This window comes from Kribbella sp. CA-247076 (assembly GCF_050942445.1).
Classification (GTDB): Bacteria; Actinomycetota; Actinomycetes; order Propionibacteriales; family Kribbellaceae; genus Kribbella.
Genome location: NZ_CP192051.1, coordinates 7007010 through 7024804, shown reverse-complemented (window position 1 = coordinate 7024804; position 17795 = coordinate 7007010). Strand labels below are relative to the sequence as shown.

The following is a 17795-nucleotide window of genomic DNA, read 5'->3' as shown; positions in this document are numbered from 1 at the left end:
TGAGATGCCTGCTGCGGCGACGGCCGACGTGGTGGTCGTGGGCGCCGGCATCGTCGGTGCGGCCTGCGCGGAGGCGCTGACAGCGGCCGGCGTACGGGTCGTCGTGGTCGACCGGGGAGCGGTGGCTTCCGGGACGACGGCCTCCGGTGAGGGCAACGTGCTGGTCTCCGACAAGGAGCCCGGGCCCGAGCTTGAACTGGCGATCGCGTCACGTGCCGAGTGGGGCGCGGTGCTGGCACGGTTGCCCGAGCGGGTGGCGGACGTCGAGTGGGAGGACAAGGGTGGCGTCGTCGTCGCGACGACCGATCCCGGGCCGTTGAAGGCGTTCGCGGCCAAGCAGCGCGCGGCCGGTGTCGACGCGCGGGTGATCACGCCGGCCGAGGCGTTCGAGCTCGAGCCGCTGCTCACCCGAGACGTGACCATCGGCGTCCACTACCCCGACGACGCGCAGCTCCAGCCGGTGCTCGCGGCGACCGCGCTGCTGACCGCCGTACGGGCTCGTGGCAGCGTCGTCCGCTCCGGAGTGGATGCCTTGTCGGTGCGGACCGCCGGGGGTCGCGTCGTAGGCCTCGAGACCTCGGACGGCGAGATCGCTTGTGGTGCCGTGCTGAACGCGTGCGGCCCGTGGTCCGGGGCGTTCGCCGCGGCTGCGGGTGCGCCGATCCAGGTGCTGCCCCGGCGCGGGATGCTGCTCGTCACCGCGCCGCTGCCGGAGTGCGTGCGGCACAAGGTGTACGACGCGGACTACGTCGGCGCGGTCGGGAGTGGCGACGCCGAGTTGCAGACGTCGACGGTGGTGGAGTCGACGCGGGCCGGGACGGTGCTGATCGGGTCCAGCCGGGAGCGGATCGGGTACGACGACTCCCTGCGGGTGAACGTGCTGCGGGAGCTCGCGCGGAAGGCGGTCGGGCTGTTCCCGTTCCTCGGGGACGTGCCGGTGATGCGCACGTACGGCGGGTTCCGGCCGTACGCCCCTGATCATCTGCCGGTCATCGGGCCGGATCCACGGGTCAGCGGGCTCTGGCACGCGACCGGTCACGAAGGTGCTGGCATCGGCCTGGCTGCCTCGACCGGCCGGCTCGTCACCGAATTGTTCCTGGGGCTCACCCCGCACCTCGCCGCGGACCCGTTCCGCGTCGACCGCCCGGCGGTGCTGGCCGGATGAGGATCACCGTGAACGGCGAGCCCATCGAGGCAGCCTCCGGCCAGACGGTCGCCGCCATACTCCTCTCTCATGGCCTCACGTCGTGGCGCACGACCCGTGGCAACGGCCGTCCCCGCGGACTCTTCTGCGGTATCGGCGCCTGCTACGACTGCCTGGTCGTGGTCAACGGCATCCCGGACGTCCGCGCCTGCCAACGCACGGTCCGTCCGGGCGATGCGATCACCACCCAGGACGGTGCCCAGCTGCCGGGCGGCTCGGCAGTCGCCGCTGAGGCGCCACCTACTTCGCAACCTCAGGTTGCTGTGGTGGGTGCCGGGCCGGCTGGGATCGCGGCGGCCTTGGCTGCGGCCGACGGCGGGGCGAGCGTGCTGTTGATCGACAGTGCACGGGCGGTGGGCGGGCAGTTCAATCGGCAGCCGGCCGAGGAGCTCGGCGTACGGCGGCCCGGCCGGATGCAGCACGGGTGGAACGACTTCGTCGCCAAGCGGGATCGGCTGACCGCGCACGAGCGGATCACCCACCGGGCGGAGACATCCGTGTGGGCGCTGGAGCAGGGGAATCGCTTGTGGGTGCAGCGAGGCCCGGCCGACGGTGCCGGGCGCGAGGTCTTCGCGGTGGAGGCGAAGGCGATCGTGCTCGCGACCGGGGCGTACGATCGCGTGCTGCCCTTCCCTGGTTGGGATCTTCCCGGCGTCTACAGCGCCGGTGCCGCGCAGGCGCTGGCGAAGGGTCAGCGGGTCGCGGTCGGGAAACGGGTCCTGGTGGCGGGGACCGGACCGTTCCTGCTGCCGGTGGCGGAGTCCCTGGTCGGAGTCGGTGCCAAGGTCGTCGGGTTGCTCGAGGCAAACTCCCTGCGCACGGTCCGCCGGGGCTGGGCAACCGATCCACTCGTTGCTTCTAGCAAGCTTTCCGAGGCGCTCGGGTACGGCGCTCTGCTGGCACGTCACCGGATTCCGCTGCGGCACGGGTGGACGGTGATCGCGGCGCACGGCACCGAGCAGGTCGAGGCGGTCACGATCGCGCGCGTGCACGCCGACTGGACACCCGTTGCCGGGACCGAGCGGACGGTCGCTGTCGACGCAGTCTGCCTGGGTTTCGGATTCACCGCGCAGCTGGAGCTGGCGGTCGCGGCGCGCTGTGAGCTGACGACCGGACCGGACGGTGGGCCGGCGGTGGTCGTGGACGCGGACCAGCAGACCAGCACGCCGGGGGTGTTCGCCGCCGGTGAGCTCACCGGCATCGGTGGCGCCGACCTCGCCGCGGCCGAAGGGCGAGTCGCCGGTGCCGCCGCCGCTCGCCTAGCAACCCAGGGCGACAGCGGGCAACCAAGGCCCCGGGCAGACGAAGCAAGGCCTCGGGCGAACCGTCAGCAACCAGCCGACGAGGCGGCGCTGCAGAAGGTCGTGAAGGGGCGGCGGTTTGCCAGTGCACTGGCCAGGGCGTACCCGGTGCGGGACGGCTGGCGGAGTTGGAGCCGGCCGGAGACCGTGGTGTGCCGGTGTGAGGAAGTGACCCTGGGCGACATCGAAGGAGCTGTCGCCGAGCGGGAGCTGGCCGACGGGCGGGCGCTGCGTCTTAGCAGTCGCGCCGGCCTCGGGCTGTGTCAGGGACGCGTGTGCGCGCGCACCGTGGCCGCGCTGACCGCCACCGAACAGAACGACGTACCCGAACCATCCATGAAACGACCGATCGCCGTCCCCGTGAGGCTGCGCGATCTGGCCGATGCGCAGGAGGAATCATGAGCGAGAAGCTGGACGGCGTGATCGTCGCCACTGCACTGCCGTACGCCGAGGACGCGACGGCGCCGGCCGGTTTGCGGCCCGACCTGGACAAGTACGCCGAGCACTGCCGCTGGCTGGTCGACAACGGGTGCCGCGGCGTCGGCCCGAACGGCTCGCTGGGGGAGTACTCGTCGCTGACCGACGACGAGCGCCGGGCCGTCGCCCGGACCGCGATCGAGGCCGTCGGCGACGACGGTGTCGTGGTCGTCGGCGTCCACGGCGTCGGCGCGCACCAGGCCCGGGCGTGGGCCGAGAAGGCGGCCGAGGACGGCGCGGACGGCGTACTCTGCCTGCCGCCGACCATGTACCGGGCGAACCGCGGTGAGGTGATCCACCACTTCACCGAGGTCGCCAAGGCCGGCCTGCCGGTGATGGTCTACAACAACCCGCTCGACACCAAGGTCGACCTGACCCCGGACCTGCTCGCCGAGATCGCGCAGCTCGAGAACGTCGTCGCGGTCAAGGAGTTCTCCGGCGACGTCCGCCGGATCCTGGAGATCCGCGAGCTCGCCCCGGACCTGGCCGTCGTCGCCGGCGCGGACGACCTCACCCTGGAGGCGCTGCTGATGGGCGCGACCGGCTGGTTCGCCGGCTTCCCGAACGTGTTCCCGGCGGAGTCGGTGCGGTTGTTCGACCTCGCCGTCCAGGGCAAGCTGGAGGAGGCGCGGGCGCTCTACGAGCCGCTCGTCGCCGCGTTCCGGTGGGACTCGCGGGTCGAGTTCGTCCAGGCGATCAAGTACGGCATGGACTACGTCGGCCGGTACGGCGGCCCGTGCCGCCCGCCGCGGGGCCCGCTGGTCCCCGAGCACGTCGCCCAGCTGGAGCAGGACATGAAGAAGGCCGTGGAGAGCTTGCGATGAGGTCCGTCCGGACGATCACCGCGATCGACTCGCACACCGAGGGGATGCCGACCCGGGTCGTCACCGGCGGCGTCGGCGTCATCCCCGGCACGACGATGGCCGAGCGGCGCGAGTACTTCGTCAAGCACCTGGACGACCTGCGGCTGTTCCTGATGAACGAGCCGCGCGGCCACTCGGCGATGAGCGGCGCGATCCTGCAGCCGCCGACCCGGTCCGACGCCGACTGGGGAGTGCTGTACGTCGAGGTGTCCGGCTGCCTGCCGATGTGCGGTCACGGCACCATCGGCGTCGCCACCGTGCTGGTCGAGTCGGGCATGGTCGAGGTGACCGAGCCGGTCACCACGGTCCGGCTCGACACCCCGGCCGGCCTGGTCGTCGTCGATGTTGCCGTGAGCAACGGACGCGCCGAGCACGTGACGTTGCAGAACGTCCCGGCGTACAGCCACGCGCTGGACGCGTCCGTGGACGTGCCGGGGCTGGGCACGGTCACCTACGACCTGGCGTACGGCGGGAACTTCTACGCGATCCTGCCGCTCGAGCAGCTCGGGATCCCGTTCGACCGGGCCGAGAAGGACCGGATCCTGACGGCGGGCCTGGACATCATGGCCGCGATCAACGCCACCGCCCGCCCGGTGCATCCGCTGGATCCGGGCATCCACAGCTGCAAGCACGTGCAGTTCACCGCGCCCGGGCAGAACGGGAGCCATTCGCGGAACGCGATGGCGATCCACCCGGGCTGGTTCGACCGGTCACCGTGCGGGACCGGGACGTGCGCGCGGATGGCCCAGCTGCACGCCCGCGGCGAGCTCGGCCTCGGTGTGGACTTCGTGAACGAGTCCTTCATCGGTACGTCGTTCACCGGCCGGCTGCTCGCGGAGACCACGGTCGGCGACCGGCCGGGCGTCGTACCGACCGTCCGGGGGCGGGCCTGGATCACCGGCATGGGGCAGTACCTGCTCGACCCCGACGACCCGTTCCCGGCCGGTTTCGTGCTGTAGGCCGCGCGGACCCTCGTGGCAGGGGGTCAGCGGTGGAGCTTGGACTGCCAGTCCTCGGGCACCTTGCCGCCGGGGACCGGCTGGCTCTCGGGGCGGGCGTCCGGTGGGGCGAGGGCCGGGCCGTCGTAGTACTGGGACTCGCCGTAGTGCCAGAACCAGTCCTCGCCCGGCTCGAAGCTCTGCACGATCGGGTGACCGGTGTCCCGCGCGTGCGCGGACGCGTGCTGCGCCGGCGACGAGTCGCAGCACCCGACGTGGCCGCACTGCGCACACCGCCGCAGGTGGAACCACCATCCCCCCATCTGCAGACAATCCTCACATCCGCTCCCGCTCGGCGGAACGGTGCTGTCGATCCCCGGTATCTCCGTCATGCCCGCCATCCTCGCCGCCCCACCACCCACCCGACAAGCAAACTCCGGAAACCCCACGCACAGACCACGGACGCTGCCACGGACTGCCCCCGGGGCTACTCGGGCCAGGACGAGTTCTTGATGACCTCGACGAAGTCACCGCGCCGGAAGTCGGGGACGAAGTGCTCGAGCACGTCGGCCTTGATGTTGCCGAAGGTGGTCTCGGGGCGGTCCTTGATGCCGTCGGTGAAGGCGGCGAGGATGCGGTTCTTGAAGTCCGGGCGGGGGTGGGCGGCAACGACCTGCGCGCGTTGGTCGTCGGTGACGGCGTGGCAGCCGATGCCCAGGACGTCCAGCTCGACGCCGCGGGTGACGAGGGCGATCTCGGGAGCCAGGCGCAGTGGGATCTCCGGGGTGGTGTGCAGGGCGATCGCGGTCCAGACCTGGTCGGCGGCCGTGCCGGTGACGCCGTGGGAGTGCAGGAAGTCGCGCGCCTCGTCGGCGCCGTCGATTTCGAAGCGCTGGTCGGTACGGCGGTAGCGCTCGGTCAGCCCCAGGTCGTGGAACATCGCGCCGACGTACAGCAGCTCGGAATCGAACCGCAGGCCCTCCTGCTGCCCGCGGAGCGATCCGAACAGGAAGACCCGGCGCGAGTGGTCGAACAGCAGCGGTGACGCCGCATCGCGGACGAGCTCGGTCGCTGCCCGGGCGAGCGTGCTGTCCGGGATCTTCACGCCGGCGATCTCTTCGGTCATGTCCGTCCTGCCTTTCTCTTGGTCGTTGGCTCCAGCGTGGTCGGCGCGAGTACGCTGGCGCCATGTCCATCACGCCATCTGAACCACAGATCCGGACACGGCGGATCGGGATCGTGGCCTTCGACGACGTGACGCTGCTCGACGTCAGCGGTCCGCTCGAGGTTCTGCACCAAGCGAACCGGGACGTCCGCCGCTACGAGCCGGTCGTGGTGTCGCCGTCGGGCGGAGCTGTCCGGACCGCGTCCGGCGTGACGTTGGCCGGCACGGTCGCGGCGGCGGACGCCGGATCGTTCGACACCGTGCTGGTGGCGGGCGCCGAGCACCTGGTCGAGCGGGTGCCGGACGAGTTGCGGGCGGCGGTCGGTGGTCTCGCGGATCGGGCCGAGCGGGTGGCGTCGGTCTGTACGGGGGCGTTCGTGCTGGCGGCTCTCGGCGTACTCGACGGGCGGCGGGCGACCACGCACTGGCGGCACGCGCAGGCGCTCGCGCGGCGGTATCCGGCGATCGAGGTCGAGCCCGACGCGCTGCACCTCCAGTCCGGCAAGTACCTGACGTCGGCCGGGATCAGCGCGGGCATCGACCTCACGCTCGCGCTGGTCGAGGCCGACCACGGCGCCGACGTGGCCCGGGAGATCGCGCGGGAGCTGGTCGTCTTCATGCAGCGGCCGGGTGGTCAGTCGCAGTTCTCCGCGGCGATGGCGACGCCGCCGGTCCGCAGTCATCCGCTCCGCGAGGTGACCGCGAGGGTCGTCGCCGATCCGGCCGCCGACCACAGTCTGTCGGCGATGGCGGCGTACGCCGCGCTCAGCCCGCGGCACCTGACCCGGTTGTTCCAGAGCGAGCTGCGGACGACGCCGGCCCGCTGGGTCGAACGCATCCGGCTCGACCGCGCGCAGCAACTGCTCCTCGACGGCCACAGCATCACCACCGCCGCCCGCCTCAGCGGCCTCGGCAGCGACGAGACCCTCCGCCGGGCCTTCGCCCGCCACCTCGACACCACCCCCACCACATACCTCCGCCGCTTCCGCGCCACCGCCTGACGGCCATCCCGGCAGACCTGGCGCCGCTGCGGTCAGCCGGCTGTGAAGCGGAGGGTTTGGCCGGGGCGGAGTTGGGCGCAGAGGTCCACCGCGGCGGTGGTGAGGTAGGCGATGACGGGGTAGCCGCCGGTGACCGGGTGGTCGGTGAGGAAGATGACGGGCAGGCCGGAGGGTGGGATCTGGATGGCACCGAGAGCCATGCCCTCGCTGGGGAGCTCGCCTTCGCGGTCCCGCTCCAGCGGGTCGCCCTCCAGGCGTACGCCGACGCGGTTGCTGTTGGAGCTGACGACGTAGGACTGGGTGGTGAACGACGCCCAGCCGGCGTCGGTGAACCAGTCCCGGCGTGGGCCTGGGGTCACCTGGACGACGACCTCCGCGGACGGGGGATCCGCGACCGGCGCGAGATCCACCCCCGGCATCGGACCGTGGTCGCAGCCGACCGGCACGGTCTGCCCGGCGGTCAACGGTGCGGGGCCGAGCCCGGACAGGAGATCGGTCGACCGGGAGCCGAGGACCGGCGGTACGTCGAGACCGCCGCGGACGGCGACGTACGTGCGGAGGCCGCTCCGCGGTGGACCGAAGCGCAGCACCTCGCCCGCCTTCACTACGGTCGGTGCGTTCAGCGGTACGCCGGTGCAGGGCGCGCCGGTGATCGCGACCACGAGGTCGGTGTCGGCGTGCAGGACGAGACCGCCGAAGGTCACCTCGATCGCGGCCGCCCCGGCCCGGTTGCCGACGAGGCGGTTCGCGAGCGCGTACGACGCCCGGTCGCAGGCGCCGGACAAGGGGATCCCGAGGGCCGCCTGGCCGCGTCGGCCGCCGTCCTGGATTGTTGCCAAGGGCCCCGGTTCGAGGACGGTGAAGCCGGTCATCCTCGGCCCGCGTCGACGAAACGCACCCGGCGGCCCGGGTGGAAGAGCGCGGCCGGCTCGCGGTCCTGGTCGAAGATCCGGACGTCGGTCCGCCCGATCAACTGCCAGCCGCCCGGGGACTCGCGCGGATAGACGCCGCTGAACTCTCCCGCCAGCGCGACCGCCCCGGCGGGCACCTTCGTCCGCGGAGACTCGCGGCGCGGGATCTGCCACTCACCGGGCGAGGTCAGATAGCCGAACCCCGGCGCGAACCCGCAGAAGGCGACGGTCCACTCGTCGCCGGTGTGACGTTCGACCAGCTCCGGCACACTGCAGCCGAGGAGCTCGGCGACGTCCGCCAGGTCTTCGCCGTCGTACACGACCGGAATCTCCAGCAGGTCCTCGGCCACCTGCCCGCGATCCACCGGCTCGACCGCCCGCAGCACCCGCGCCAACTCGTCCAGACCGCCGGCGGTCGACACCATCACCGTCCGCGCCGCCGGCACGATGTCGACCACGTCCGCCGGTGGAGCCGCGGACAGAGCGGCGTAGTAGCCGAGGACCTGGTCGAGGTCGTCGAACTCGACCAGGAGCGCGTGGTCGCCGGACGGCAGGATCCGCATCACCGGCCGAACGGGCTCAGCGTGACGCCCGCTCCCTCCAGCGCGGCTCGCACCCGGCGCGCGATGTCGACCGCGCCCGGGGTGTCGCCGTGCACGCAGATCGAGGCCGGCTCGACGACGAGCGACCCACCGGCGTTGTCCCGGATCGGCTGCCCGGTCGCCATCGCCGTACAGCGGGCCGCGATCTCGTCCGCGTCGTGCAGCACCGACCCGGCCTCCCGGCGCGACACCAACGTCCCCTCCGGGGTGTACGCACGGTCCGCGAAGGCTTCGTGGACGACGGTCAGCCCGGCGTCGGCCGCGAGCCGGAGCCAGGCCGAGCCGGGCAGACCGAGCACCGGAAGGGTCCGGTCGTAGTCGAGGACCGCGCCGACCACGGCGGCCGCCTGCTCCTCGTGGTGCCCGATCGTGTTGTAGAGCGCGCCGTGCGGCTTCACGTACCGGACGCGATCGCCGGCGACCCGGGCGAACGCGTCCAGGGCACCGAGCTGGTAGACGACCTCGTCGCGGAGTGCGGCCGGTTCGATGTCGACGAACCGGCGGCCGAAGCCCGCCTTGTCGGCGTACCCGACGTGTGCCCCGATCGCCACCCCGCGCTCGACCGCCTCACCGGTCACCCGGCGCATGATCGACGGGTCGCCGGCGTGGAAACCGCAGGCCACGTTGGCACTGGTGACGACGTCCAGCAGCGCGCTGTCGTCGCCCATCGGCCAGGGACCGAAACCCTCGCCCAGATCCGCGTTGAGGTCCATCTCCACTCCTCCAAACTAGAACAGCTCGAGCACGGGCTTCACCGACCGCACGGCGAGGTAGATGGTCAGCAGCCAGGCCGCGGCGCCCAGGGAGAGCAGCCACCGCGGGTACTGGTACCCACGCATCAGGTCGCGCCGGCGCCAGGCCACCCAGAGCAGGACGCCGATGCCGAGCGGCAGCAGCAGCCCGTTGAACGCGCCCGCGAACACGAGCAGCTTCGCCGGCGCCGTACCGACGGCCAGGTAGATGACCGCGCTGACCGCGATGAACAGCACCACCAGGACCGTCCGGGTCCGGTCCGAGGTCGTGGTCCGCGAGGTGACGAACGAGACGGTCGTGTACGACGCGCCGATCACCGACGTGATCCCGGCCGCCCAGAGCACCACGCCGAAGGCCCGCAGCCCGAACTCGCCGGCAGCGTGCTGGAACGCCGAGGCGGTCGGGTTTCCCGGGTCGAGCGCGACGCCGCCGGCGACGACCCCGAGGATGGCGAGGAACAGGACGACGCGCATCAGGCCGGTGATCAGGATGCCGGTGACGGAACCCCGGCTGATCTCGCGGAGGTGCTGCGGACCGGACAGTCCGGAGTCGAGCAGCCGGTGGGCGCCGGCGTACACGATGTAGCCGCCGATCGTGCCGCCGATCAGCGTGGTGATGACGAGGAAGTCGACCTGCTCCGGCAGGACGGCGTTCTTCAGCGCCTGGCCGACCGGCGGACCCGACGTGATCGCGATGTACGTCGTCAGCAGGATCATCACCGCGCCGAGCACGAGCACGATCCGGTCCATCGCCAGGCCGGCCCGCTTGGACAGGAAGACGCCGATCGCGATCAGTGCGGACAACGCACCGCCGAGCTTCGGGTCCAGGCCGAGCATCGCGTCGGTCCCGAGCCCGGTGCCGGCCACGTTGCCGATGTTGAAGACCAGCCCGCCGGCGAACAGCAGCACGGCCATCGCCGTCCCGAGCCGGGGCGCGACCAGGTTGCCGAGCTCCTGGGCGCGGCGGCCGGAGACGCCGATCACCCGCCAGACGTTCAGCTGCAGCGCGATGTCGACCAGGATCGACGCGGCGATGGCGAACGCGAACGCCGCACCGAGCGAGACCGTGAACAGCGTGGTCTGGGTGATGAACCCGGGACCGATCGCGGAGGTGGCCATCAGGAACATGGCGCCGACCAGCGTCGACCGGGTCCCGGTCTTCATCGCGTTGTCGGGCGTCTTGTGGCCGGCCGCCGGGCTGAGCTGCCGGCGCCGGGTCGTCGTACCGCGGGTGGTGGGTTTCGACAGGCGCTTCGTCGGTGGTTTGGACATGGCGGATGCTCCTGAGGTCTGCGGGTGGTGCTGCCGGGTGTTCTCCATGGCTGTGAGTGGGTGATCGGACGCGTCCGGTGACACGAGAGTAGAGATTGTTCAACAATCCTGCAAGAGTCTTGTTCGACCAAACTTTCGCCGACGAGGCCAGGTGGGTGATGATGCGGTGATGAGCACGGGTGAGATCGACGAGGGCCGCCAGGCGTGGTTGCGCACAGTCGCCGCCGACGTCGCGCGCCTGGACCGGAGCAGTTCGGCCGAGCGGGCGGCGGACATCCTGCGCCGCAGCATCACCGAGGGTGCGCTGCCGCCGGGCGCCCAGCTCTCCGAGATCGAGCTGACCGAGGTGCTCGAGGTCAGCCGGAACACGCTGCGGGAGGCTTTCCGGCTGCTGACCCACGAGGGCCTGCTCGTCTACAAGCTGCACCGCGGCGTGTTCGTGCCCGAACTGGACGAGCGCGACGTGGTCGACCTGTACCGCCTCCGCCGGGTGCTCGAGGTGGACGTCGTCCGCGGTCTGGCCGACCGGGACCCGGAGCTGCCGGCCGAGCGGCTCGAGCCGCTGCGGGACGACGTCGAGGCCGCCGAGGCGGCCGCGCGCGCGGATCGCTGGCCGGCCGTCGGTACGGCGAACATGCGCTTCCACCAGCATCTGATCGGGCTGGCCGACAGCGCCCGGGTGGACGCGATCACCGGCCGGCTGCTCGCGGAGCTGCGGCTCCTCTTCCACGTGATCGCGACCCCGCAGGAGCTGCACGAGCCGTACATCGCCCGCAACCGCGGCCTGTTCGAGCTGCTCGAGGCGCGGAAGTACGAGCAGGCCGCCGCCGACCTGCACCAGTACCTGGTGGACTCGGAGCAAGGCCTGCTGGACGCGTTCCGGGCCCGGTGATCCCGCGGTGGATAAGGGCTTGCGCGGCCCTGCTCCGACCTGAGTTGATGGCAGTATCCGTCAGCTGCAAAGGGGAGCACAGCTCATGACCGACGACGACCGGACCGACGAAACGCCGAAGTCCTACCGCCCGATCGACGCCAAGGGTTTCCGGGAGTTCATCTCGCGTGGCTGGGGTCCGGTCGACCGCTCGGTGACCGTACCGGACGGGTTGGCCGAGGCGGCCGCCGAGCACCGCGCGAAGCTGTCGGCGGCGCTGCCCGGACGCCGGATCGCGGTCGCGGCCGGCGGGGCGCCGGTCCGGTCGAACGACACCGACTACCTCTTCCGCGCCGACAGCGACTTCGTCTGGCTCACCGGGTGCCAGGCCGAGGGCGCCGTACTCGTGCTGTCCGCGGACGGGGACGCGACCCTCTACCTGCGCGAGACGGCCGGCCCGGACGAGGCCGACTTCTTCGCGAACGCGCGCGACGGCGAGCTGTGGGTCGGGCCGGTGCCGGGGCTGAAGGACTGGTCGGAGGCGTTGCAGATCGCCTGCCGGCCGATCGAGGAGCTGCCGGCCGCGGTGCGCGGCGCCGTACCGTTCATGCTCTCGACGCCGGGCGTGGAGCCGATGCTGGACGCCCTGGTCCGGACCTCGCCGACCGACGGCAACGCGCTGCGGCAGACGCTCGCCGAGCTGCGCCGGATCAAGGACGACTGGGAGCTGGACCAGCTGCGCGAGGCGGTCGCGGCCAGCGTGCTCGCGTTCGGTGACGTCGCCCGCGAGCTTCCGGAGGCGATCCGCGGCGGCGGTGAGCGCTGGCTGCAGGGCACCTTCGACCGGCGCGCACGGACCGCGGGCAACGGCGTGGGCTACGCCTCGATCGTTGCTGCCGGCAAACATGCGCCGGTGCTGCACTGGGTCCGCAACGACGGGCCGGTGAACGAGGGCGACGTCATCCTGCTGGACGCCGGCGTCGAGACGCGGACGTTGTACACCGCGGACGTGACCCGGACGTTCCCGGCGACGGGCGAGTTCACCGACGCCCAGCGGCAGGTGTACGACCTGGTGCACAAGGCGCAGTTGGCGTCCCTGGACGCCGTCCGGGTCGGAGCGCCGTACCGCGCCTTCCAGTACGCCGCCATGCGCGTGCTCGCCGAAGGCCTGCGGGACTGGGGGCTGCTGGACGTGTCGCTCGACGAGCTGCTCGGCCCGGACGGCCAGCAACACCGGCGGTACATCGTCTGCGGCACCGGTCACTACATCGGCCTCGACGTCCACGACTGCGACGCGTCCCGGCCGGAGGCGTACTTCGCCGGCGAGATCGAGGCCGGGATGGCGCTGGCGGTCGAGCCGGGGCTGTACTTCCACCCGAACGACGAGACCGTGCCGCCGGAGCTGCGCGGGATCGGCATCCGCATCGAGGACAACGTGGTGGTGCACTCCGACCGGCTCGAGATCCTCACCGAGGACCTGCCGATCACGGCCGCCGGCCTGGAGCAGTGGACCCAGTCGCACCTGAACGCGCGGTAGCCGCCGGGCCACGCAAAATAATCCCGTCACAAGCAGTAACACCGACGCCCTCGGCAACGATGTAGTCAGCGGGGGAGGGTCGAACTCGGCCCGGCGCGTGGCAGTGGGGGGCCGCGACCACGCGCCAGGCCGAGACGACCCCGACTGGGATCCGGGGGGGACCCAGGGATCCCGGCCACGGGGGTAGCAGCCATGAACCTGCGCGTGCGAGTGATGCACTGCGGCGACCAGCACTGGTACGCCGACATCGACGACGCCGACGACCCGCAACCCGACGACCCGTTCTGGTACGTCGACCACTGCCGGTCCCAGACGCAGGCGCTCGAGACCGCCTGCGCCGAACTCCGTCTGCTGGCGGGCCGGATGGTCCGCGGCGACCACCTCGACCGCGTGCTCGAGGTCACCGGAGTACCGGTCTGAAGAGCGCCCGGGCAGGCGTCTGGTTGGGAGACGCCTGCCCGGGACTGTCACACCGGCGGTACGGCCGGGCAGCTCGTGCCGCGGCGGGGGACGTCGAGTGCGACCAGGTACGCGTCGATCGTGGTCTCCATGCACGGGCCGCCGTCGTAGCTGCCGTGCCCCCAGCCCTCGTACGTCAGCAGCACGCCGTGCCGGCCGAGCTGACGGGCCACGCTCCGCGCCCAGTTGTAGCCGGTGGCCGGGTCGTGGATCGCGTTCGCCAGCAGGACCGGGGTGTCCAGGTCGCGGACCTTCAGCCGGTGCTGTGGATTGTCGGCCGACGGTAGGCCCAGGCACATCGAGATCGCGACCAGCTGACCCGGGTAGCGCATGTCCGGGTTGTTCCGGGCCAGTCGGTCGAGCATCCCGGCGTACTCGCGATAGTTGCGGACCGGGAGGTCCCAGTCCTGGCAGAAGACCGCGAGGGTGTTCGAGGCCAGCCCGGTCGGGACCGGCGGCTGCCCGGTCGGCGGGACGCTCGCGTCGAGCTTCTTCAGCAGGTCCGCCAACGCCGGCCACTGCGGACCGTAGAGGGCCCGGAAGACGTTGAAGCTCAGCCAGTACGGCGTGATCGGCACGTCCGGGTTTCGCGGATCGGGCACCTTGCCGTCGTCCGCCCGCTCGAGCAGGCCGGCCCACAACGCGCTGATGTCACGGCCGTGCAGGGCGCAGGTCGTTGCCGCGTTGCACCAGGTCACGAACTCGTCGAACGAGTCCTGGGCAGCGGACGCCTGGGCGTCGATGAACGACCGGGCCGACGCGGCACTGTGGTCGACCACGCTCTCCAGCACCATCGCGCGGACGCGGTGCGGGTACGTCTCGGCGTACTGACCACCGAGGAGCGTCCCGTACGAGCTGCCGTGGAACGAGATCGTCCGCTCTCCGAGCGCGGCCCGGACGGCGTCCACGTCCCGCACCGTCTGCCAGGTGTCGATGTGGTCGTAGACCGGCCCGGTGTGCTGCCGGCAGTCCGCGTCGAGTGTGCGGTTGTAGCGGATCGTCGCGTCGAAGTCGGCCTGGCTCTTCAGCACCGGCGACGGCTGCCCGGCCAGTAAGGCGGCCGAGCACTTCACCGGGTTGCTGCGGGCGATCCCGCGTGGGTCGAAACTGACCACGTCGAACCGGTTCTGCAGGGTCTGGCTGAAGCGATCCATCCCGGTCTTGACCCGGTCGACACCGGAGTCACCGGGACCACCCGGACCCCACAGCAGGACGCCGACGCGGTCGCCCGGCTCCTTCGCCGTACGCCGGGCGATCGCGAGACCGAACGTGGGACCGTCCGGGTTCCGCCAGTCGACCGGGACCTGCAGGGTCGCGCACTGCGAACCCTTCACGACCTCGGGATCGTCCTGGCCTTCGGGCGTGCAGTCGGCCCACTGGATCGTCGCCGGGGTCGCGGACGCCGGCAGCGCGGTCAGCCCGGCGGCGGCCACGCCCAGCGCCGCGCCGCACGCGAGGGCGCGTTGTCTGAACTTCATCTGGGAGAACTCCTGTCTGAGGCAACTCCCCCGATCCTGGGCAACCGTTTGCTCGATCACATCGGGGAGCAGCCCCCGCCCGACCCGGGGCACCGCTTGGGGGACTTGTTAGGGTCGGTCGCTGATGACTGGGACGAGTAGTGCGCCGAGTGATGCGCCGAAGAGTGCCAAGTACGCCGTGTGGTTCCGGTGGGTGGCGATCGCGGAGGCGATCTCCTGGACCGGGCTGCTGATCGGCATGCTGTTCAAGTACGTGCTGTCCGACAACGAGCTCGGGGTGAAGATCTTCGGCCCGATCCATGGCGGCATCTTCATCGCCTACGTGCTGACCGTGCTCGTCGTCCGCGGTCCACTGCGGTGGTCCTGGCCGGTCACGCTGGTGGGTCTGGCGGCCAGCGTTCCGCCGCTGTTCACCTGGCTCTTCGAGATCTGGATGGTGCGCACCGGCCGGATTGACGGCGGCCGGGAGACCGCCGTACCGTCACGGACGTCAGTCAACTCAACAGCCGCATGAACCCGTGCGGGAGAGTCCCGAGCAAGGGCGCGTCTCCCGATCCCACGCCTACTGCGCGGCACTCGGCGGGCACCTCGCTGCACTGGAGCGAAGGGCACGATGGATCCGCATCGAGCCCTCCGCTCCAGCACAGCGAGGCACTCCGCCGAGCGCCTGCTCGCTACGGCGTGGGATCGGGAGACGCGCCCATGACTCGGGCGCCGTAGGAGCAACTCTCCCCAAGAATCTCTCAGGCACCTTCACCGTACGGGCGAGGCACCTCTGGAAGGCATCTGCCTGACAGAGCGGGGAGGAAGCCAACGGTCAACGGCGACCGGAAGGAACCTCCGCACGATGGCGATCAGCGTCTTCGACCTGTTCAGTATCGGGATCGGCCCGTCGAGCTCCCACACGGTGGGACCGATGCGTGCCGCCCGCACCTTCGCGCTCGGCCTGTCCGACGACGGCCTGCTCGGCCGGACGGCGAGGGTCGAGGCGCTGCTGTTCGGTTCGCTCGGTGCGACCGGGCACGGCCACGGCAGCAACAAGGCGGTCCTGCTCGGACTCGAGGGCGACGACCCCGAGACCGTGGTCACGCATGCCGTCGACGCGCGGGTCGAGGCGATCCGCGAGCGCGGCCGGCTGCGGCTGGCCGGGACGCACGAGATCGGTTTCGACGAGAACACCGACCTGGTGATGCACCGGCGCAAGGCGCTGCCGTACCACCCGAACGGGATGACGTTCGCGGCCCGGACGGCGGACGGCGACGTACTGCGGGAGCGCACGTACTACTCGGTCGGCGGCGGGTTCGTGGTCGACGAGACCGCGGCTGCCGGGGACCGGATCGTGCCGGACACGACTCCGCTGAAGTACCCGTTCACCACCGGCGCCGAGCTGCTGGACCGCTGCCGTGAGTCGCAGCTGTCGATCAGCGAGGTGATGCTCGCGAACGAGCTGGCCTGGCGGACCGAGGACGAGGTGCGCGACGGGCTGCTGCACATTTGGCAGGTGATGCAGGAGTGCGTGCGGGAGGGCTGCGAGACCGAGGGGATCCTGCCCGGCGGGCTGAAGGTGCCGCGACGGGCGCACGCGCTGCACCGCAAGCTGTCGCAGGACCCGTGGTCGGTCGATCCGCTCAAGGTGATGGACTGGGTCAACCTGTTCGCGCTGGCGGTGAACGAGCAGAACGCCTCCGGTGGCCGGATCGTCACCGCCCCGACGAACGGTGCCGCCGGCATCATTCCCGCCGTCCTGCACTACTACCGGCGGTTCGTCCCCGGCGCGACTGACGACGGCGCCGTCCGGTTCCTGCTGACCGCCGGCGCGATCGGCGTGCTGTACAAGGAGAACGCGTCGATCTCCGGCGCCGAGGTCGGCTGCCAGGGCGAGGTCGGGTCGGCCTGCTCGATGGCCGCGGCCGGCTTGTGCGAGGTCCTCGGCGGGACGCCGTTGCAGGTCGAGAACGCGGCCGAGATCGCGATGGAGCACAACCTCGGCCTGACCTGCGACCCGGTCGGCGGCCTGGTGCAGATCCCGTGCATCGAACGCAACGCGATGGCCTCGGTGAAGGCGATCAACGCGGCCCGGATGGCGATGCATGGCGACGGCGTCCACGTGGTCACCCTCGACAAGGTGATCAAGACCATGCGCGAGACCGGCGCCGACATGAAGATCAAGTACAAGGAGACCTCCCGCGGCGGCCTCGCCGTCAACGTCATCGAATGCTGAGCGCTCCCGGGTCCTCGACGTGGGCGTTGTGGCCGAGGCCGGGCAAGGTGACGACCTGGTCGTGCAGGGCGTGCAGCTCGGCGTCGGTGTTCATCGGGTCGAGCTCTCCTCGGGCGAGGACGACGTCCGCCTTGCTCTCGGCAACGAGTCTGCGAAGGTCGGGTGCACCGACACCGAACGTGCCGGGGTCCATCGCCAGGCGCCAGCGGCCGTCGGCCTCGGTCAGGCCGTGATCGACGACCGGATCGTCCGGGTTGGCCAGCCCCTGCAGACCGGAGACCTTGAGGAACCTCCCGGCCGCGTCCTCGCGAGTGTCGAACCAGGCGACCGGCTTGCGCGCCAGGGCGCCGGCCCGGCCCAGGTCGTCGTCGGACCAGGTGACCTTGACCCCGAGCGCGATCACCCGGCTGACGTCGACGCCGTACCGTCCACTGGCGAGCTCCAGCGCGACCACGCCGCCGAGTGAGTGGCCGACGATCACGACCTCACGCCGTACCGGAAGGGTCTCGGCGATCGCGGCGGCCATCGCGCCGAAGGTGTACGCCGGGAGCGCGGGAGCCGAGCCGTGGCCGGGGAGATCGGGCGCGAGCCGTGGTTGTGGCCACCGGTCCCACACCCGGCCGTTGGCTCCGAGTCCGTGCAGCAGCACCAGAGAAGACATGGGAGCAGGCTGGCACAGGAAATCCTTCGCTGCGCCGCCGATGGGCGCGTCCACTGTTGACTCGGTGCAATTCTACGAATGC

The 17795-nt window shown here is 71.3% G+C and carries 18 protein-coding genes and 1 riboswitch; of the genes, 10 read left to right on the top strand and 8 right to left on the bottom strand.

What is annotated here, in order from left to right:
- Positions 1–4: 4 nt before the first annotated feature.
- The 4 genes from ACQPYZ_RS33435 to ACQPYZ_RS33420 are packed head-to-tail and all read left to right on the top strand — an operon-like array spanning position 5 to position 4804.
- The gene (locus ACQPYZ_RS33435) at positions 5–1165 is read left to right on the top strand and encodes an NAD(P)/FAD-dependent oxidoreductase (protein WP_433163069.1); all 1161 of its coding nucleotides are present in this window, start codon (positions 5–7) and stop codon (positions 1163–1165) included.
- Positions 1162–2907, top strand: a complete 1746-nt coding sequence (locus ACQPYZ_RS33430) for an FAD-dependent oxidoreductase (protein WP_433163067.1) — start codon at positions 1162–1164, stop codon at positions 2905–2907. The genes ACQPYZ_RS33435 and ACQPYZ_RS33430 overlap by 4 nt, the downstream gene beginning before the upstream one ends.
- Entirely contained in the window at positions 2904–3806 is a 903-nt protein-coding gene (locus ACQPYZ_RS33425) for a dihydrodipicolinate synthase family protein (RefSeq protein WP_433163066.1), read from the top strand. The genes ACQPYZ_RS33430 and ACQPYZ_RS33425 overlap by 4 nt, the downstream gene beginning before the upstream one ends.
- On the top strand, positions 3803–4804 hold the full coding sequence (locus ACQPYZ_RS33420) for a proline racemase family protein (protein WP_433163064.1): 1002 nt from the start codon (positions 3803–3805) through the stop codon (positions 4802–4804). Before ACQPYZ_RS33425 ends, ACQPYZ_RS33420 begins: the two co-directional genes overlap by 4 nt.
- Positions 4805–4830: 26 nt before the next feature.
- Here ACQPYZ_RS33420 and ACQPYZ_RS33415 read toward each other — a convergent pair whose 3' ends face one another.
- Together ACQPYZ_RS33415 and ACQPYZ_RS33410 are read right to left on the bottom strand one after the other, a co-directional pair.
- Positions 4831–5175, bottom strand: a complete 345-nt coding sequence (locus ACQPYZ_RS33415) for a UBP-type zinc finger domain-containing protein (RefSeq protein WP_433163062.1) — start codon at positions 5173–5175, stop codon at positions 4831–4833.
- 95 nt (positions 5176–5270) lie between these two features.
- Positions 5271–5909, bottom strand: a complete 639-nt coding sequence (locus tag ACQPYZ_RS33410) for an HD domain-containing protein (RefSeq protein WP_433163060.1) — start codon at positions 5907–5909, stop codon at positions 5271–5273.
- A 62-nt stretch (positions 5910–5971) separates the two neighbouring features.
- On the opposite strand from ACQPYZ_RS33410, the gene ACQPYZ_RS33405 reads away from it, so the two are divergent.
- Positions 5972–6949 carry a GlxA family transcriptional regulator gene (locus tag ACQPYZ_RS33405; protein ID WP_433163059.1) on the top strand — a complete coding sequence of 326 codons (978 nt, stop codon included), beginning with the start codon at positions 5972–5974 and terminating at the stop codon, positions 6947–6949.
- A gap of 32 nt (positions 6950–6981) precedes the next feature.
- Here the strand turns inward: ACQPYZ_RS33405 and ACQPYZ_RS33400 are convergent, their stop codons facing one another.
- Genes ACQPYZ_RS33400 through ACQPYZ_RS33385 form a run of 4 tightly spaced genes read right to left on the bottom strand, consistent with a single transcriptional unit; the run spans position 6982 to position 10486 of the window.
- Complete coding sequence (locus tag ACQPYZ_RS33400; protein WP_433163057.1) at positions 6982–7821, bottom strand: biotin-dependent carboxyltransferase family protein; 840 nt, start codon at positions 7819–7821, stop codon at positions 6982–6984.
- Positions 7818–8423 carry a 5-oxoprolinase subunit B family protein gene (locus tag ACQPYZ_RS33395; RefSeq protein ID WP_433169819.1) on the bottom strand — a complete coding sequence of 202 codons (606 nt, stop codon included), beginning with the start codon at positions 8421–8423 and terminating at the stop codon, positions 7818–7820. Before ACQPYZ_RS33395 ends, ACQPYZ_RS33400 begins: the two co-directional genes overlap by 4 nt.
- On the bottom strand, positions 8423–9175 hold the full coding sequence (locus ACQPYZ_RS33390; RefSeq protein ID WP_433163055.1) for a LamB/YcsF family protein: 753 nt from the start codon (positions 9173–9175) through the stop codon (positions 8423–8425). Before ACQPYZ_RS33390 ends, ACQPYZ_RS33395 begins: the two co-directional genes overlap by 1 nt.
- A 15-nt stretch (positions 9176–9190) precedes the next feature.
- Positions 9191–10486, bottom strand: coding sequence for an NRAMP family divalent metal transporter (locus ACQPYZ_RS33385; protein WP_433163053.1), 1296 nt, complete (start codon positions 10484–10486; stop codon positions 9191–9193).
- A gap of 169 nt (positions 10487–10655) precedes the next feature.
- Here ACQPYZ_RS33385 and ACQPYZ_RS33380 point away from each other — a divergent pair, with 169 nt between their 5' ends.
- From ACQPYZ_RS33380 to ACQPYZ_RS33370, 3 genes are all read left to right on the top strand, one after another.
- Positions 10656–11378, top strand: a complete 723-nt coding sequence (locus ACQPYZ_RS33380; RefSeq protein WP_433163051.1) for a GntR family transcriptional regulator — start codon at positions 10656–10658, stop codon at positions 11376–11378.
- Positions 11379–11463: 85 nt separating this feature from the next.
- Entirely contained in the window at positions 11464–12894 is a 1431-nt protein-coding gene (locus ACQPYZ_RS33375; RefSeq protein ID WP_433163050.1) for an aminopeptidase P family protein, read from the top strand.
- A gap of 192 nt (positions 12895–13086) precedes the next feature.
- Positions 13087–13314, top strand: a complete 228-nt coding sequence (locus ACQPYZ_RS33370; RefSeq protein WP_433163049.1) for a hypothetical protein — start codon at positions 13087–13089, stop codon at positions 13312–13314.
- A 47-nt stretch (positions 13315–13361) separates the two neighbouring features.
- On the opposite strand, the gene ACQPYZ_RS33365 is transcribed toward ACQPYZ_RS33370, so the two are convergent.
- A complete protein-coding gene (locus ACQPYZ_RS33365) occupies positions 13362–14831 on the bottom strand; it encodes an alpha/beta hydrolase (protein ID WP_433163048.1) in 1470 nt (489 codons plus the stop codon).
- Between the two features lie 124 nt (positions 14832–14955).
- Between ACQPYZ_RS33365 and ACQPYZ_RS33360 the strand changes: the two genes are divergently transcribed.
- Both ACQPYZ_RS33360 and ACQPYZ_RS33355 read left to right on the top strand, forming a co-directional pair.
- The gene (locus ACQPYZ_RS33360) at positions 14956–15345 is read left to right on the top strand and encodes a DUF3817 domain-containing protein (protein WP_433163046.1); all 390 of its coding nucleotides are present in this window, start codon (positions 14956–14958) and stop codon (positions 15343–15345) included.
- A 164-nt stretch (positions 15346–15509) separates the two neighbouring features.
- Positions 15510–15600, top strand: a riboswitch (glycine riboswitch).
- A 78-nt stretch (positions 15601–15678) separates the two neighbouring features.
- The gene (locus ACQPYZ_RS33355; protein ID WP_433163044.1) at positions 15679–17052 is read left to right on the top strand and encodes an L-serine ammonia-lyase; all 1374 of its coding nucleotides are present in this window, start codon (positions 15679–15681) and stop codon (positions 17050–17052) included.
- Here ACQPYZ_RS33355 and ACQPYZ_RS33350 read toward each other — a convergent pair.
- Positions 17039–17713: an alpha/beta fold hydrolase gene (locus tag ACQPYZ_RS33350; protein WP_433163042.1), complete on the bottom strand. Its 675-nt coding sequence runs from the start codon at positions 17711–17713 to the stop codon at positions 17039–17041. The genes ACQPYZ_RS33355 and ACQPYZ_RS33350 overlap by 14 nt on opposite strands.
- Positions 17714–17795 lie beyond the last annotated feature (82 nt).